The organism is Streptomyces sp. CBMA291 (genome assembly GCF_014596525.1).
Classification (GTDB): domain Bacteria; phylum Actinomycetota; class Actinomycetes; order Streptomycetales; family Streptomycetaceae; genus Streptomyces.
Genome location: NZ_MSJP01000026.1, coordinates 1 through 14,545 on the forward strand (window position 1 = coordinate 1; position 14,545 = coordinate 14,545).

At 72.5% G+C, this 14,545-nt stretch carries 13 protein-coding genes and 1 pseudogene; 5 read left to right on the plus strand and 9 right to left on the minus strand.

Going from position 1 to position 14,545, the window contains the following annotated elements:
• Together BU197_RS07190 and BU197_RS07200 are read left to right on the plus strand one after the other, a co-directional pair.
• Window positions 1-142 (plus strand): annotated as a pseudogene (locus BU197_RS07190) (IS5/IS1182 family transposase); the annotation flags it as partial.
• 115 nt (window positions 143-257) lie between these two features.
• Complete coding sequence (locus BU197_RS07200) at window positions 258-1,157, plus strand: tyrosine-type recombinase/integrase (protein ID WP_188267374.1); 900 nt, start codon at window positions 258-260, stop codon at window positions 1,155-1,157.
• On the opposite strand, the gene BU197_RS07205 is transcribed toward BU197_RS07200, so the two are convergent.
• The 3 genes from BU197_RS07205 to BU197_RS07215 all read right to left on the minus strand — a co-directional run bounded on the left by BU197_RS07205 (window position 1,122) and on the right by BU197_RS07215 (window position 5,583).
• Window positions 1,122-1,994, minus strand: coding sequence for an Fpg/Nei family DNA glycosylase (locus tag BU197_RS07205; protein WP_188267375.1), 873 nt, complete (start codon window positions 1,992-1,994; stop codon window positions 1,122-1,124). The genes BU197_RS07200 and BU197_RS07205 overlap by 36 nt on opposite strands.
• Window positions 1,995-2,162: 168 nt before the next feature.
• Entirely contained in the window at window positions 2,163-4,256 is a 2,094-nt protein-coding gene (locus tag BU197_RS07210) for a SpoIIE family protein phosphatase (RefSeq protein ID WP_188267376.1), read from the minus strand.
• 49 nt (window positions 4,257-4,305) lie between these two features.
• Window positions 4,306-5,583: a DUF6777 domain-containing protein gene (locus BU197_RS07215; protein WP_317452309.1), complete on the minus strand. Its 1,278-nt coding sequence runs from the start codon at window positions 5,581-5,583 to the stop codon at window positions 4,306-4,308.
• A 322-nt stretch (window positions 5,584-5,905) separates the two neighbouring features.
• Between BU197_RS07215 and BU197_RS31440 the strand changes: the two genes are divergently transcribed.
• Window positions 5,906-6,085 (plus strand): hypothetical protein, encoded by a 180-nt coding sequence (locus tag BU197_RS31440; RefSeq protein WP_411158455.1) that lies wholly within the window; start codon window positions 5,906-5,908, stop codon window positions 6,083-6,085.
• Window positions 6,086-6,107: 22 nt separating this feature from the next.
• Window positions 6,108-7,553 (plus strand): lipase maturation factor family protein, encoded by a 1,446-nt coding sequence (locus BU197_RS07225; protein WP_188267377.1) that lies wholly within the window; start codon window positions 6,108-6,110, stop codon window positions 7,551-7,553.
• Window positions 7,554-7,564: 11 nt separating this feature from the next.
• Here the strand turns inward: BU197_RS07225 and BU197_RS07230 are convergent, their stop codons facing one another.
• The 3 genes from BU197_RS07230 to BU197_RS07240 all read right to left on the minus strand — a co-directional run bounded on the left by BU197_RS07230 (window position 7,565) and on the right by BU197_RS07240 (window position 10,316).
• Window positions 7,565-7,735 carry a hypothetical protein gene (locus tag BU197_RS07230; protein ID WP_188267378.1) on the minus strand — a complete coding sequence of 57 codons (171 nt, stop codon included), beginning with the start codon at window positions 7,733-7,735 and terminating at the stop codon, window positions 7,565-7,567.
• Window positions 7,736-8,061: 326 nt separating this feature from the next.
• Entirely contained in the window at window positions 8,062-9,546 is a 1,485-nt protein-coding gene (locus tag BU197_RS07235; protein ID WP_188267379.1) for an SDR family NAD(P)-dependent oxidoreductase, read from the minus strand.
• A gap of 56 nt (window positions 9,547-9,602) precedes the next feature.
• Window positions 9,603-10,316 carry a (2Fe-2S)-binding protein gene (locus BU197_RS07240; RefSeq protein WP_188267442.1) on the minus strand — a complete coding sequence of 238 codons (714 nt, stop codon included), beginning with the start codon at window positions 10,314-10,316 and terminating at the stop codon, window positions 9,603-9,605.
• 264 nt (window positions 10,317-10,580) lie between these two features.
• On the opposite strand from BU197_RS07240, the gene BU197_RS07245 reads away from it, so the two are divergent.
• Complete coding sequence (locus BU197_RS07245) at window positions 10,581-11,717, plus strand: DMT family transporter (protein WP_188267380.1); 1,137 nt, start codon at window positions 10,581-10,583, stop codon at window positions 11,715-11,717.
• Here BU197_RS07245 and BU197_RS07250 read toward each other — a convergent pair.
• The 3 genes from BU197_RS07250 to panD all read right to left on the minus strand — a co-directional run bounded on the left by BU197_RS07250 (window position 11,598) and on the right by panD (window position 14,481).
• Window positions 11,598-13,253 carry a peptidoglycan DD-metalloendopeptidase family protein gene (locus BU197_RS07250; RefSeq protein ID WP_188267381.1) on the minus strand — a complete coding sequence of 552 codons (1,656 nt, stop codon included), beginning with the start codon at window positions 13,251-13,253 and terminating at the stop codon, window positions 11,598-11,600. The two genes, BU197_RS07245 and BU197_RS07250, sit on opposite strands and share 120 nt — an antisense overlap.
• A gap of 396 nt (window positions 13,254-13,649) precedes the next feature.
• Window positions 13,650-13,994, minus strand: a complete 345-nt coding sequence (locus BU197_RS07255) for a GNAT family N-acetyltransferase (protein ID WP_188267382.1) — start codon at window positions 13,992-13,994, stop codon at window positions 13,650-13,652.
• A 61-nt stretch (window positions 13,995-14,055) separates the two neighbouring features.
• The gene (panD, locus tag BU197_RS07260) at window positions 14,056-14,481 is read right to left on the minus strand and encodes an aspartate 1-decarboxylase (protein ID WP_188267383.1); all 426 of its coding nucleotides are present in this window, start codon (window positions 14,479-14,481) and stop codon (window positions 14,056-14,058) included.
• Window positions 14,482-14,545: the final 64 nt, after the last annotated feature.

The window sequence follows — 14,545 nt, forward strand, 5'->3', positions numbered from 1 at the left end:
GGTCGTCGAACGCACCAACGCCTGGATCCACGGCTTCCGGCGCCTACGGATCCGCTGGGACATCCGCGACGACATCCACGAAGCCTTCCTGAAACTCGCCTGCTGCGTGATCACCTACAGACGAGTCCAGGCATTGTGTTAGCTCCTCTAAGCCGTCCACGGCGGAAAGTGCCGCACGGGCGTTCCGTAACCACATTGACCCTGTGTTGGGGCACCGGACGGTGGTGAGTCTCAAGCGGACTGACATACAGGCGTGGGTGAGCAACCGTTCCGGGGTGCTGGCGCCCAACAGTCTGCGGAACGCGTACGGGTATCTGCGGGCGGCGCTGCAAAGCGCGGTGCTGGACGGTCTCATAGCCAAAGACCCCTGCCAGGGTGTGAAGCTGCCGACCGCGCGGCGGGAGGAGATACATCCGCTGCACCCCGAAGTAGTCCAGGCGCTCGTGAACGGGGCTCCGGAGCGGTACCGGGTCTCTCTGTTGGTCGCCGCTGCTACGGGGCTGCGACAGGGCGAACTGTGGGGTCTGGAGCTGGAGTCGGTGGACTTCGCCAAGGACAAGGGTGCGATCCGGGTGCGTCAGCAGCTCGTGACGCCGGACAAGGGCGAGTCGTACATCAGCACCCCGAAGAGCCATCACTCGATCCGGACAGTGCCGGTCGCCCCGCTCGCTCTCGACGCGATCCGGGCGCACCTGGAACTGTTCCCGCTGTCCCCTGTGGTCATCGATGACCGGACCGACCCCCGGAAGACAGTCGAGCGCAAAGCGAATCTGATCTTCCTGAACGGGGACAACCGTCCGATCCGGCGGGGCCAGTGGTCCCACCTGTGGAAGGACACCGTGAATCGGGCGAACAAGCTACTCAGGGCGTCCGGGTCTGAGCTGGAGGTGCCCAAGGGCACAACCATGCACGATCTTCGGCACTTCTACGCGTCGCTGCTCATCCACAACGGTGAGTCGATCAAGGTCGTGCAGCGGAACCTGGGGCACGCCAAGCCGTCGATCACGCTCGACGTGTACACGCACCTGTGGGACGCAGTCGAGGACACCACCCGAGACGCTGTGACGCAGGGACTCGCGCTCTTGCAGAGTGCCCCGGTTGTGCCCTCTGAGCCGAAGCAACTACTTGAGAAGCCGGGAAAGCCTTCTGTCAGCTAGCGGCTTGCCGCCGGTCTGGCAGGTGGGGCAGTACTGGAGGGAGGAGTCGCTGAAGGAGACCTCGCGGATGGTGTCCCCGCAGACCGGGCAGGCTTCGCCGGTGCGGCCGTGGACCCGCAGCCCGCTCTTCTTCTCGGCCTTGAGCCTGCCCGCGGCGACGCCCCGGGAGCGTTCGACGGCGTCCTTGAGAGTGGTCCGCAGCGCGGTGTAGAGGGTGGCCGTCTCCTCGGCGGTGAGGTTGCGCACGGGTTTGAAGGGGGACAGTCGCGCGGCGTGGAGGATCTCGTCGCTGTAGGCGTTGCCGATGCCCGCGATGAGGCTCTGGTCGCGCAGCGCGCCCTTGATCAGGCGCCGTTCCCCGGCGAGGAGGGCGGCGAACTCCTCGGGCCCGAAGTCCTCGGCGAGCGGGTCGGGGCCGAGACGGGCCACGCCGGGGACTTCGCCGGGGTCGTGGACCACGTGGACGGCGAGGCGTTTGGCCGTGCCCGCCTCGGTGAGGTCGAAGCCGTCGCCGCCGGTGAGCGCGATACGCAGGGCGAGGGGGCCCTTGCCGGGTTTCGGGGGTCCCGAGGGCAGCGGGTCGTGCCAGCGGAGCCAGCCCGCGCGGGCGAGGTGGACCAGGAGGTGCAGTTCGCCGGCCGGTCCCCTGGTGGTGAGGTCGAGGAACTTCCCGTGCCGGCCCACCCCGGTGACCTCGGCGCCTTCGAGGGCGCCGGGCGGCGGGTCGTAGGTCTTGAGGACGCTGACGGCGACGGGCAGCACCCGGGCGATCTCCTTGCCCACGAGATGGGTGTCGAGGAAGGCGCGGAGCGCTTCCACCTCGGGGAGTTCGGGCATGCCTCCACCCTGCCGTACGGGGGACGGGGGCGCGCGGTGGGAACCCTGGAGAGGGCACGGGAGGCGGGACGGTGGGGGCCGCCGCAGGGATGACCTCATGAGGTCGGAGGGTTCGGCGGCTCGGCCGCTCGGCGGCTCGGCGGCTCGGCGGCTCGGCGGCTCGGCGGCTCAGTCCTCCAACTCGAACTCGCACCACACGCACTTGCCGCCGCCCCGGGGCTCCACGCCCCACACGTCGGAGATGCCGTCGACGAGCAGCAGCCCTCGGCCGGAGACTCCGGAGTCCCCCGCCTCCCTGCGGCGGGGCAGGGCGCTGGAGCGGTCCTCCACCTCCACTCTGAGCCGTCGTCCGGGCGGCCCGCTCAGGACCCGCAGGGTCAGGATCGCCCCGCCTTCGGTGTGCATCAGGGCGTTGGTCATCAGTTCGTCGGCGGCCAGTTCGATCTCGTCGGCGCGTTCCTCGGCGCCCCAGGCGCGGACGGCGGCCCTGATCATGTGCCGGGCGGCGCGGAGTGCCTCGGGGTCGTTCTGTGCCACGTGCTGCCGGAACCGGCCGGCTCCATGGGCTCCGGGGGCTCCCTCGCGGCGCAGCAGGAGGATGGCGACGTCGTCCTCGCCGCCCCGGTCGGCGACCACGTCGCAGAGGTGGTCGGCGAGTTCCTGGAGGTCGGCGGGGCCGCGCCGGACCAGGGCGGAGAGCCACTGGAGTCCTTCGTCGAGGTCGGCGCCCGGTTTCTCCACGAGACCGTCGGTGTAGAGCATCAGGGTCTGTCCGGGGTCCAGCTCCAGGGTGGTCACGGGGTACTCGGCGCGGCCGAACTCGGCGGAGAGGCCGAGCGGAAGGCCGCCCTCGACCTGAACCCTTCGGCAGCGTCCGTCGGGTTCCCTGACGAGCGGGTCGACGTGTCCGGCTCTGACCATCTGGACGACTCCGGTGCCCAGGTCGGCCTCGGCGTAGGTGCAGGTGGCGAAGCGTTCGGTGTCGAGTTCGTGGAGGAAGACGGAGGCGCGGGTCATCACCGTGGCCGGGGGGTGTCCTTCGGCGGCGTAGGCGCGGAGCACGATCCGCAGCTGTCCCATGAGGGCCGCCGCGTGCGTGTCGTGGCCCTGGACGTCACCGATGACGGCGCCGACCCGTCCGCCGGGCAGCGGGACGAGGTCGTACCAGTCGCCGCCGACGTCCCGGCCGAGGCGGGCGGAGCGGTAGCGGACGGCGGTCTGCGCCCCGGGGACCTCGGGGATGCGGCGCGGCAGCATCGCCTGCTGGAGGCCTTCGGCCAGGTCGTGTTCCTGCTCGTAGAGCATGGCCCGCTGGAGGCTCTGGGCGATGCTGCTGCCGAGGGCGACGAGCAGGGTCCGCTCGTCCTCGCTGAAGCCGGTGCGGTCGCGGTAGAGCAGTCCGAGCGCGCCGATGGGCTTGGCCTGGGCGATGAGCGGGAGGTAGGCGGCGGCGGTGATGCCGAGGTCGCCGATGTGCGGCCAGAGGACGGGGAAGGAGTCGGCGAAGTCCCGGGGCGAGTCGATGAATCGGGGGCGCAGGGTGCGGATCACCTCGCTCATCGGGTACGGCTCGTCCACCCGGGTGAAGCGGGTGCCGGGTACGAAGGCTCCTTCGGGACCTTCGGCGACCAGGCGGATGCGTCCGGCGTCGAGGAGGCCCATGACGAGGCTGGCGGCGCCGAAGTGTTCGAGGGCGTGGGAGTCGTTGAGCAGGTCGATGACGTCGCGTACGGTCCGCGCGTAGGCGAGGGCGGCCGTGGTGCCCTCGACGACCCCGGCGCGTCGGCGGCGGCCCTCGTCGAGTCCGAGCCGGGCGGCGGACTCGGTGAGTTCGTGGGTGGCGTCGCGGACGACTCCGATGATGCGCACCGGGCGGCCGGTGTCGTCGCGGCGGACCAGGCCCTGGGTGTGGGTCCACTGCTGGCCGCCGTCGCGGCGGCGGATGCGGAAGTAGGCGCCGTACTGCTCGCTGCCTTCCTTGAGCGCCTGGGCGACCAGGGTGTCGAGGCGGCGGGCCTCGTCGGGCTGGACGCGGGGGCCGAGGGACTCGGGGCGCCCGTCGTACTCCGTACGGTCGAGGTCGAAGACGTCGAGTGCGGCGTCGTCCATGTCCATCGTCCCGGCGACGAGGTCCCAGTCGAAGCCGCCCATCCGGAAGGCGGAGCCGTAGGCGGCCAGGAGTCCGGCCGTACCGGCCGGGGGTTCGCCGCGCGCGTCCCCGGCCCGCTCGGCGGGCTCCTCGCCGCCGCTGCCCACGTTCATGGGGCCACGCTAGGCGCAGCCGGGCCAGGCCGCACCACGAAGATCCGTTTCACCCCGGGAAGTTCTCGGGCCCGTCCGGCACGGTGGCGGCCGGGAGGAGTTCGGTGGGCAGCTCGCCGTCGGGCCCGGTGGGCGGCTCGGCGTAGGGGTCGGGGACGGGCGGCACGTAGGGGTCGGCGAGTGCGTCGGGATGGGTGTCGGGGTACGCGTCGGGGTGCGTGTCGGGGTGCGGTTCCCCTTCGATTGCGTCGGGGGCGTCGGGAAGTACGGGGAAGGGGTACGGCTCCGGGGCCGCCGGGACCGGACCGGTGTCGCCGCCGTTCCCCGAGGAGTCGGGACCGACCAGGGGCGGGTTCTCCGGGGCGGGCGCCGCGGAGACGGGCCCGTCGGGGACAGGCCCGTCGGGGGCGGGCGGCACGGGGACGGGGCCGGCGTCCGGGGTGCCGCTGCCGGGCGGGGCCTGGCCTTCCGTGCCGGCGAGGGCGCAGGCGTCCGGGTCGCAGGCAGGTGGCACGTCGGGGTTGCGGTCGTCGCCGCCGTCGCTGCCCGCGCGGCGTTCGATCCAGCTGCGGTCGGTGGCGTTGACGAGGAGCAGGCTGGCGACGACGGCGGTGGTCGGCCGGATGGTGATCACGTGGTCGGGGTCGAAGCCGTCCCAGGGTTCGCCCCGGTGGATCCCGGAGGGGGTGGCGGCGGGGGCGCGCAGCGGGTTGCCCCCGGCGCAGCGCACGCGGGGCGCGCCGTACTGGTCGACGAGGACGGCCGTCCCGGTCTGGAGGACGGCCTGGAAGGGCCGGGCGCGGCCCTCGCGGTAGCCGTGGCTGGTGACCTTGACGTCGGCGCGCAGCACCACCGGGGTGAGTCCGCCCAGCCAGTCGGCCATGTTGTTCTCGGGGATGCCCGCCGCTTCGGCGAAGGCGCGTTTCTTGCCCTGGTCGGCGGTGAGGAGGGCGGTCTGCCGTTCGACGTCGCAGCTGCCGACGGACCGGGTGCCGCCGTAGAGGCCGGGGGTGGAACCGGTGACCTCCCTGACCTGTTCGGCGCCGTCGCGGTCGGGCGGCGGGGGGCGGACGGCGTTGCGGACGGTGGAGGCGGTGAAGGGGTCGGGGCCCTGGGCACCCAGGGGCTGGAGGAAGACGTCGGGGGTCCCGGCGGCGGCCGGTTCGACCCCGCCGCGCGCGCCTTCCCAGGCGGCGGAGCACCCCCCGAGGAGCAGGACCGAGGCGAGCGCGGCGACGGCACCGAGGGGGGTACGGATACGAGGAGGTTCCGTGGGGGGCGGGGAGGCGGTGGGGTTCCGCGACTCCCCGCGGTGGGCTGAGCGCACCTGTCTGTCTCCGCTTTCTCTCCCCGGGTTCCGGCGCCCGGGTTCCGGCCAGTGCCTCATGTCTGTCGCAGGGCGCGGGGCCCCGCAAGCGGAGGGCGGCCGACCGGGTGGGCGCGATCCGGTGGGGGTACGACTGGGCGGACGCAACCGGGCGGGCTCGGGCCGGGTGGGCTCGACCGGGTGGGCTCGACCGCCCCGCCTACTTGAACGCGTTCAAGGAACCCCTTACGCTCTCCTTGCCAGTTGAACGCGTTCAAGCAAGGGATGGGTGCCGCACCGCCGGCCGCTCTCCCTCGGCCCGCACCCGAACGGAGCTTCCGGCATGACCCGTCTCCTCACCGGTCTGTCCCGGCCCGCCGCGCACCGGCCCGCCGCCGTCACCGACCGGCCGTCACCCTCCTCCGTCTGGTACGCCCGGCTCGCCGGGCCTCTGCCCCCGCCGTTCCGGCGCGTGTACGCGTACCGGCTCGGCCGCGTGCTGCGCCGTCTCGTCGGAAGCTGATCCCCGGCCGATACTGGAAGCGATGGAGTGGTTCACGGCGCCCGATCTCTGGCTGGGCCGGATCGTCTTCCAGCGTGGCCTGGCCGGGCTGTACTGCGTGGCGTTCCTGTCGGCGGCCCTCCAGTTCCGGGCGCTGATCGGGGAGCGCGGCATGCTGCCCGTACCGGAGTACGTGCGCCGGACCCGGGCGCGTGACGCGCCCTCGCTCTTTCGGTGGCGCTACTCCGACCGGCTCTTCGCCACCGTCTCCTGGTCGGGCGCGGGGCTGGCCCTCGCCTTGGTCGCGGGCGCCGGGGACGCGGTGCCGCTGCCGGTGTCGATGCTGCTCTGGCTGGTGCTCTGGGGGCTGTATCTGTCGATCGTGAACGTGGGCCAGACCTGGTACTCGTTCGGCTGGGAATCGCTGCTCCTGGAGACCGGTTTCCTGGCGGTCTTCCTCGGCAACGACGACATCGGTCCGCCCGTCCTCGTCCTGATGCTGCTGCGCTGGCTGCTCTTCCGGGTCGAGTTCGGCGCCGGGCTCATCAAGATCCGCGGCGACCGCTGCTGGCGGAATCTGACCTGTCTCTGCCATCACCACGAGACCCAGCCGATGCCCGGCCCGCTGAGCTGGTTCTTCCACCACCTCCCGCGCCCGCTGCACCGGGTGGAGGCGGCGGCCAACCACGTCGTGCAGCTGGGCGTGCCGTTCCTGCTCTTCACTCCGCAGCCGGTCGCCACGATCGCCGCCGGGCTGATGATCGCGACCCAGCTGTGGCTGGTCCTCTCGGGCAATTTCGCCTGGCTGAACTGGCTCACGGTGGTGCTCGCCCTGTCGGTGGTGGACGCCTCCGCGCTCACCGGCCCGCACCCGCGCCCCGGTCCGCCGCTCTGGTACGTGGCCCTGGTCGTCGCCCTGACCGCGTTCGTCCTGGTACGGAGCTACCGCCCGGTGCGCAATCTGCTCTCCCGGCACCAGGCGATGAACCGCTCGTACGACGCGTATCACCTGGTCAACACGTACGGGGCATTCGGCACGGTCGGCCGGGTCCGGGAGGAGATCGTCGTGGAGGGCACCGACGACCCGACCCCGCACGAGGGCACGGTGTGGCGGGAGTACGGCTTCAAGGGCAAGCCGGGCGACCCGTATCGGATGCCGCGCCAGTTCGCCCCGTACCATCTGCGGCTCGACTGGCTGATGTGGTTCGCGGCGCTCAGCCCGGGGTACGCCCGCGCGTGGTTCGGTCCGTTCGTGGAGCGGCTGCTCGACGGCGACCGGGACACCCTGCGGCTGCTGGCCCGCAACCCGTTCCCCGAGCGGCCCCCGGTCTTCGTCCGGGCCGTGCTCTACCGGTACCGCTTCACGACCTGGCGCGAGCTGCGTGCGACCGGGGCGTGGTGGCATCGGACGCCGGTGCGGGAGTATCTGCCGCCGACCCGGCTGCGCGCCGGTGCCCCCGGCCGCGGACGGCCGGGGGCACCGGGATGAGACGAGAGGGGTCAGTCGATGCCGGGCAGGATGTGGGGCTCCGCGAGGTCGTCCTCGTAGCCCGCGAGCCGGATCGGGGCCGAGCGGGCCCATACTTCCAGGTTCCCCAGCTCGCCGCTCCGCCGTGGCCGGTCGCTCGTCTGGGCCGGTCGTGGTTCCTGCTTGGTCAGTTCGGGTGTCACCGCGCACTCCTTCGTGTCGCGCTACCTATGGGACATGTTCCGGTCGGTCGCGGTGGCGCCGCTCGTCGGGCGGGACCGCGGCCTTGGTGGCAGACCTGTCCCGGGAAGGCCGTGAGGACGGTGTGTCTCCTCGGTGGCCGACCGTGGACATCAGAGTAACCAAATGAGCATGGCAGCGCTCTACCGGGCCCCGAAGTGTGACGCGTTCGGGTGAAGGAAACGGAAAGAACGCCCCCTCATGGCCGAGGGGACGCTCTTCCGGGTGCCGATCGTGACCGTGCGATGGCCGGGGCGGCGGCCGTGGCCGCGAGGTCGGAACGGTGGGGCTACCAGTTCGCGGGGGCGTAGTCCTTCAGGAAGCAGCCGTAGAGGTCCTCGCCGTCCTCGCCGCGCACGATCGGGTCGTAGACGCGCGCCGCGCCGTCGACCAGGTCGAGCGGGGCGTGGAAGCCTTCCTCGGCCAGCCGCAGCTTGTCGAAGTGCGGCCGCTCGTCGGTGATCCAGCCGGTGTCGACCGAGGTCATGAGGATGCCGTCGGTCTTGAACATCTCCTCGCCGCTGGTCCGCGTCACCATGTTCATCGCGGCCTTCGCCGCGTTGGTGTTCGGGTGTCCTGCGCCCTTGTAGCCGCGGCTGAAGACGCCTTCCATCGCGGAGACGTTCACGACGTAGGACCGTCCGCTGCCGGCCTTCCTCGCGGCCTCGGCCATGATCGGCCGCAACTTGCTGATCAGGATGAACGGCGCCGTGTAGTTGCAGAGCTGCGTTTCGAGGAGCTCCACCGGGGAGATCTGCTCGATGCTCTGCACCCAGGTGTTGCTGTCGACGACGTCCGGCACGAGACCGCCCGCGTCGATGGCGGTGCCGTCGAGGTGCTTGGCGATGCTGGCGTTGCCCGCGACCAGCGCGAGGTCGGCGACCTGCTGCGCCTCCAGGTCGCGGACGCCGACGGGCAGCTCGGACGAGCCGACGAGTTCGCCGACCGCGCCGGAGTTGAACGCGCCGATGACGTGGTGGACGGGCAGCTCGCCGGCGGGCAGCGGCGCGCTCTCGCCCTCGACCAGGGCCGAGTACGCGGAGGGCAGCCGGCGCACGGTCTGCGTCGCGTTGTTGATGAGTATGTCCAGCGGCCCGTCCTCGGCCATCCGGTCGGCCAGCGCGACGACCTGGGCCGGGTCGCGCAGGTCGATGCCGACGACTTCGAGGCGGTGGATCCACTCGGCGGAGTCCTCCATCGCCTTGAAACGGCGGATGGCGTCCTTCGGGAAGCGGGTGGTGACGGTGGTGTGGGCGCCGTCGCGCAGCAGCCGCAGCGCGATGTACATGCCGATCTTCGCCCGGCCGCCGGTGAGCAGGGCGCGCTTGCCGGTGAGGTCGGCGCGTGCCTCGCGCTTGGCCCGGTTCTCCGCCGCGCACGGCGGGCAGAGCTGGTGGTAGAAGTAGTCGACCTCGACGAACCGCGTCTTGCAGACGTAGCAGGAGCGCGGGCGCTGGAGTATCCCGGCGATCCGGCCCTCCTCGGTGACGGAGCTGGGCAGCAGGCCCTCGGTCTCGTCGTCGATGCGCTGCGCGGAGCCGGTGGCGGTGGACTCGGTGACCGCCTTGTCGTTGGCGGTCTTCGCGGCCCGGCGCTCCTGGCGGCGGCGCTGCTTCACCGTCCGGTAGATGCCGGCGGTGGCGCGCCGGACGAGGATCGCGTCCGGGTGGTCGACCTCCAGCTTGTCCAGCTCGTCGAGGACGCCGAGGCAGACGGCCAGGCGCTCGGGGTCGACGCCCGGCCCGTAGTCCTGGTTTTCTTCGGTCACCGTCATGGCCTTCGGGTTCCTCGTTCGTACGTAGCTGTGCGCGGACTCTGGAAAGAGCAACTTTACGGAGCGGGGGGCCGCGCCTCCAAACCCGTTCGGGGGGCGTGGTCGAAGACACAGTCACCGCACAGTCCGCCTCCGGGACAGCGGTAGTAGAGGCAGCAGCTGGCGCGGCGCAGCCGGGGTCCCCGTACGGTCCCCACGAGGTCGGGGTGGTCCAGGACTCCCGTGACCAGCGCTGCGGCCCGCTCGGCGGCCTCGGGGCGCCCGTGGGCGTGGGCCCAGCGGGTCAGCTCGCGCAGGGCTCCGGCGAGGGCGGAGCCCGCGTTGCCCCAGAGCAGACGAGGGGAGACGCGTCCGTCGCGGGCGAAGGCGGCGTGCAGCGGGACCAGGTGCGCTTCCAGGACGGTCGCGCACAGTGCGTCGACGGTCGCGGGGCGGGTCGCGGAACCGGCCCACCACAGGTCGTCGGGAGAGGTCAGGGCCCCGTCCCAGTGCAGTGCGGCGGGGTCGAGGTCCGGGAGGGCGCCGTACAGGGCGGCGGGACCGAGCGCCGTGGACCAGAGGCGGGCCGCGAGACCGAGATGGGCGACGGAGGCGCCGACCCGTCGCTCGGGGGCCCCGAGCCGGGCGGCGACCCGGTCCACGCGCGCGTGGAGGGGGCCGTCCTCCCCCGCGTAGAGCAGGGCGAGCGGGCGGTGGGCCCCGCCGGTCGGCGGCGGGCTGGTCCGCAAGGCGAAGAAACCGCCCACGGAGCCGCTCTCGACGAGATCCATGTCCATGCGCCTCTCCCCTGCCACTTCCCCGCGTGTTCCCGCGTGTTCCCCGGTCTTGCCGCGTCTTGCCGCGTCTTGCCGCCACCGTATCGGCCGTCCCCACCCCCTCCCCCACGCGGCGAATAGCTCCCTTTGCACCCGTTCGACCTGCGAAGGCGTACGTCTCTGGGCGTACGGGAGGGCTGGGTACTCCGTCGGTGGTAGCGGAGAGAACGTCCCCTGGGACGACGACGCGATCCGCCGGGAAGAGAGATCGTGGAAGGTATGAGCCCCCTCCCGCTGTCCATCCTCCTGGCCCTGGTCTCCGCAGTCGCCTACGCGGGCGCGGCGATCGTGCAGGAGCGGGTCGCGTCCTCCGCCACCGGTCCGCGCTACGCGCCGCTGCGCAGCGCTGCCTGGTGGGGTTCCGTCCTGTTCAACGGTGTCGGCGCCACCCTGCACGTGGCGGCGCTCGCGTACGGGCCGCTCAGTCTGGTGCAGCCGCTGGGGGCGCTGACGATCGTGTTCGCGCTGCCGATGGCGGCCCTGTTCGTCGGGCGGCGGGCGGGACGGCGTGCGTGGCGCGGCGCCGTCATGGCCACGGCGGGGCTCGCGGGGCTGCTGAGCCTGACGAGCGGCACGGCGGGCAGGAGCCTCGCCGACGGTGACCGGTGGCTGCTCAGCCTCGGCACCTTCGGTCTGGTGGGCGTCCTGTTCGCGGTCGCGCATCTGGTGCGGCGGCCCGTGCTCCGGAGCGTCGCGCTCGCGGCGGGGGCGGGCGTCTCCTTCGGCATCGCCTCGGTCTTCACGAAGTCGGTGGCCGAGGAGTGGACACCGGAGGCGCCGCTGGCCGAGTGGACCGGGCTTCTTGTGCTCTCGGCGCTCGCGGTGACGGGGCTGCTCCTCTCCCAGGCCTCCTACCGGGGTGCCGGGCTCGCCGCCCCGCTGGCCACCGTGACCGTGGTCAATCCGGTGGTGGCCGCGACGGTGGGCCTGACCCTGTTCGGCGAGAGCTTCCGATACGGCGCGGCGGGCACGGTGGCGGCCCTGCTCTGCGGCGCGGTGGCGGCGGGCGGTCTGGTGCAGCTCACGCTCGACCGGATGACGGAACGGGGCGGGAGTGAGCCGGGGGCGAGGGCAGGGGCAGGGGTGGGGGTGGGGGTGCAGGCCCCGGCCACGGACATGGGACCGACCACGGGACCGGCCACGGTCACGAACGGGAGCCCTGACACGGCCCCGGCCCCGGACGCGGCGCGCGGCCGGGTGGCCGGCGCCGGGTCGGGGCGGTCGGGGCGGTCGGGGTCAGAGGGAGACGCCTCGGGCCCTGAGGTAGGCCAGGGGGTCGATGTCGGAGCCGTACCCGGGACCCGTGCGCACCTCGAAGTGGAGGTGCGGTCCCGAGCTGTTGCCGGTCGACCCTGACCGGCCGATCCGCTGCCCTGCGGTGACCCGCTGGCCCTCGCGGACGGAGAGCGCGGAGAGGTGCGCGTACTGGCTGTAGCGGCCGTCGTCGTGGCGCAGCACGATCTGGTAGCCGTACGCCCCTCCCCAGCCCGCGGAGACGACCCGGCCCTCGGCGACGGCCTTGACCGAGGTGCCGGTGGGCACGGGGAAGTCGACGCCGGTGTGGTAGCCGCTGGCCCAGGAGGAGCCGGCCTTCCCGTAGCGGGTACCGGTCCCGGCGGAGACCGGGGCGGCGTAGCGGTCCTTCTCCGCCTCGGCGGGGCGGGGGCGGGGGGTCTGCCGGGGGACGGGTTTGGTCGCAGGCTTCGTCTTCGGCGCGGTGGCGGGCTGGACACTCGCGGCGGGCTTGGTCCTCGGCGCGGTGGCAGGCTGGACACTCGCGGCGGGCTTCGTCCTCGGCGCGGTGGCGGGCTGGACGTGGGGCTTCGTCTTGGTGCCCGTGGTGGCTTCGGCCGTGGGCTTCGCGGTGGGGGTGACCTGCGCGTGGGCCGCCACCGGGAGGGCCTTGGGCACTACGGGCTTCGGGGCGGGCCGGGGGGTGGCCCGCGCCGTGGTCTGCGGGGCCTTCCCCGCGGCCGCGCCGGGGACCGCGACGTTCCGGGGCGTCTTCGCGGTGGCCGCGCCGGGGACGGACACGCTCTTCGGCATCTTCGCGGGAGGGGCGGGAGGCGCGGGAGAGGTCGTGGCGGCCTTCGGCGGCGTCACACGGGCCGGCGGAGGGGTGTGCGGTGCACCGGCGGGCTTCTTCGGGGCGTCGATGCGCAGGGTCAGACGCTGGCCGGGAAGTATGAAGTCGGGGTCGTCGCCGACGACGGACCTGTTGCCTTCGTAGAGACCCTGCCAGCCGCCCCTGACCCGTTCCTCACTGGCGATCTTCGAGAGGGAGTCGCCGGAGGCCACGGTGTACATCTCGCGGATGGTCGGCACGTCGGTCGGCCCGACGTTCCTCGCGGGGCGCTCGGTCAGGGCGCGCTGCCCCAGGGAGGTGGTCGTCACGGCGTTTCCGCCGGACCCGCTTCCGCCAGGCTTGCCTGCTCCCGACGTGTTTCCGCCGGACTTGGTTCCGCCGGACTTGTTTCCACCGGAATGGATGGGGCTGATGTCGGGCGCGTCTCCGCCCCGGGCGAGCCCCGCGCGGGGACCGCAGGCGGGCCAGGCGCCGGGACCCTGGCCCTTCAGGACGCGCTCGGCGATCGCGATCTGCTGGTCCTTGGAGGCCAGGTCGGCGCGCGGGGCGTAGTGGGTGCCCCCGTACCGCTCCCAGGTGGACTGGGTGAACTGCAATCCGCCGAAGTAACCGTTTCCGGTGTTGATGTGCCAGTGGGAGGTCGACTCGCAGGACGCGACCTTCTCCCAGACATCGAGCGAAGCCGCGTGCACGGTCCCCGCTCCGATGAGCGGCAGCGCGACTCCGGCACCTCCCGCGGTGACGGTGAGCGAGGCACGGTTGATCCGGCTCGGCTGGTGGCGGCGGTGACGTCCGCGTACGGCCATGGGCCCCCCTTGAACACAGCAGCGGCGCTCCAAGTTAGGGGTGGTACGCGCTCGGTGACAAGGGCTACCGGAAAGATCAACCCTCTTCTGTCAGTTCGGGGTTGACCGTGACCGCAGTCGGGCCGGACCGGGCTGGGGTTGAGGCTCTGGTTCCGGTACGGGCCCGCCGGGGCCGGGTCCCGGCGCCGGGATGGGGTCCGGCGGGCCCGGCACCGGGCCGGGCGAGGGTGTGGGCGGCGGGGAGGGCACCGGGGGGATGGGCGAGGGCGGCAGCGGGTCGGGGAAGGGGTGGGTCATGACGGGACCTCTCGGTCGACGGGTTCCGGCCCTTCCCAGGGTGGCCCGGCGCGCGCGGGACCGCCCGCCGGGCCCGTCTTCCGGGTCGGACCGGCCGCGTCACCACAGCTCCGGGCGCTCCTTCAGCTGTCGCTTCGCGGCACGGACCACCTCGGGCGGGGCCGCCGGAGCCTCGTCGGGGTGCCGCTCGGCCCACCGGGCGGCGTACGGACAGAGCGGTACGACGGGGACGCCGTCGGCGGCGGCCAGTGCGTAGAACTCGCGTACGAGTGCCCCGGCGATGCCCTTGCCCTCGTGCGCGGTCTCGACGACCGTGTGCACGGCGACGAGTGCGTGGGGGTCGTCGGCGAGGGCGAAGTAGACGATGACACCGACGGGGGTCTCCCCCTCGAACGCCGTGAGGCGCCCGTGGTCCCGGTCGTCGACGATCCTCGGCTCTGCCATGCGCTTGCTCCCTCGGCTCGTAGCGGTCGGACCGTGGCCCGCCCTCCGTGCCCGCCCCGGTTCAGCCCCGGGCGGGCACGGCGTGCGGACCGCGCGCCGTGTCGCTCCCGGGGACGGGTGCGGAGGCGTCGGTCCCGAGTTCCACGATGCGGTTCCCGGCGTCGACGTGCACGACACGGGGAACGAACGAACGGGCTTCGGCGTCCTCGACCTGCGCGTAACTGATGAGGATCACAAGGTCACCGGGGTGGACCAGATGGGCGGCGGCCCCATTGATCCCGATGACCCCGGACCCCCGCTCCCCCTCGATGACGTACGTCTCAAGCCGGGCCCCGTTGTCGATGTCGACGATGTGCACCAACTCCCCGGGCAACAGATCGGCCGCCTCCATCAGCTCGGCATCGACGGTGACGGACCCGACGTAGTGCAGATCTGCCTGGGTGACGGTGGCCCGGTGAATCTTGGACTTGAAGAGCGTGCGCAACATGGAAAAACTCCTGGAACATAGGCTCCCTGCCTGCGTTATTGCAGGTCAAGGGCTGTTGGTTCAC

Bases quoted from the DNA above. Each gene is read 5' to 3' on its own strand.
- BU197_RS07245 (WP_188267380.1), top strand. From the start codon at position 10,581: ATGAGCCCCCTCCCGCTGTCCATCCTCCTGGCCCTGGTCTCCGCAGTC.
- BU197_RS07255 (WP_188267382.1), bottom strand. From the start codon at position 13,994: ATGGCAGAGCCGAGGATCGTCGACGACCGGGACCACGGGCGCCTCACG.
- BU197_RS07240 (WP_188267442.1), bottom strand. From the start codon at position 10,316: ATGGATCTCGTCGAGAGCGGCTCCGTGGGCGGTTTCTTCGCCTTGCGG.
- BU197_RS07225 (WP_188267377.1), top strand. From the start codon at position 6,108: ATGGAGTGGTTCACGGCGCCCGATCTCTGGCTGGGCCGGATCGTCTTC.
- BU197_RS31440 (WP_411158455.1), top strand. From the start codon at position 5,906: ATGACCCGTCTCCTCACCGGTCTGTCCCGGCCCGCCGCGCACCGGCCC.
- BU197_RS07205 (WP_188267375.1), bottom strand. From the start codon at position 1,994: ATGCCCGAACTCCCCGAGGTGGAAGCGCTCCGCGCCTTCCTCGACACC.
- BU197_RS07235 (WP_188267379.1), bottom strand. From the start codon at position 9,546: ATGACGGTGACCGAAGAAAACCAGGACTACGGGCCGGGCGTCGACCCC.
- panD (WP_188267383.1), bottom strand. From the start codon at position 14,481: ATGTTGCGCACGCTCTTCAAGTCCAAGATTCACCGGGCCACCGTCACC.
- BU197_RS07210 (WP_188267376.1), bottom strand. From the start codon at position 4,256: ATGAACGTGGGCAGCGGCGGCGAGGAGCCCGCCGAGCGGGCCGGGGAC.
- BU197_RS07250 (WP_188267381.1), bottom strand. From the start codon at position 13,253: ATGGCCGTACGCGGACGTCACCGCCGCCACCAGCCGAGCCGGATCAAC.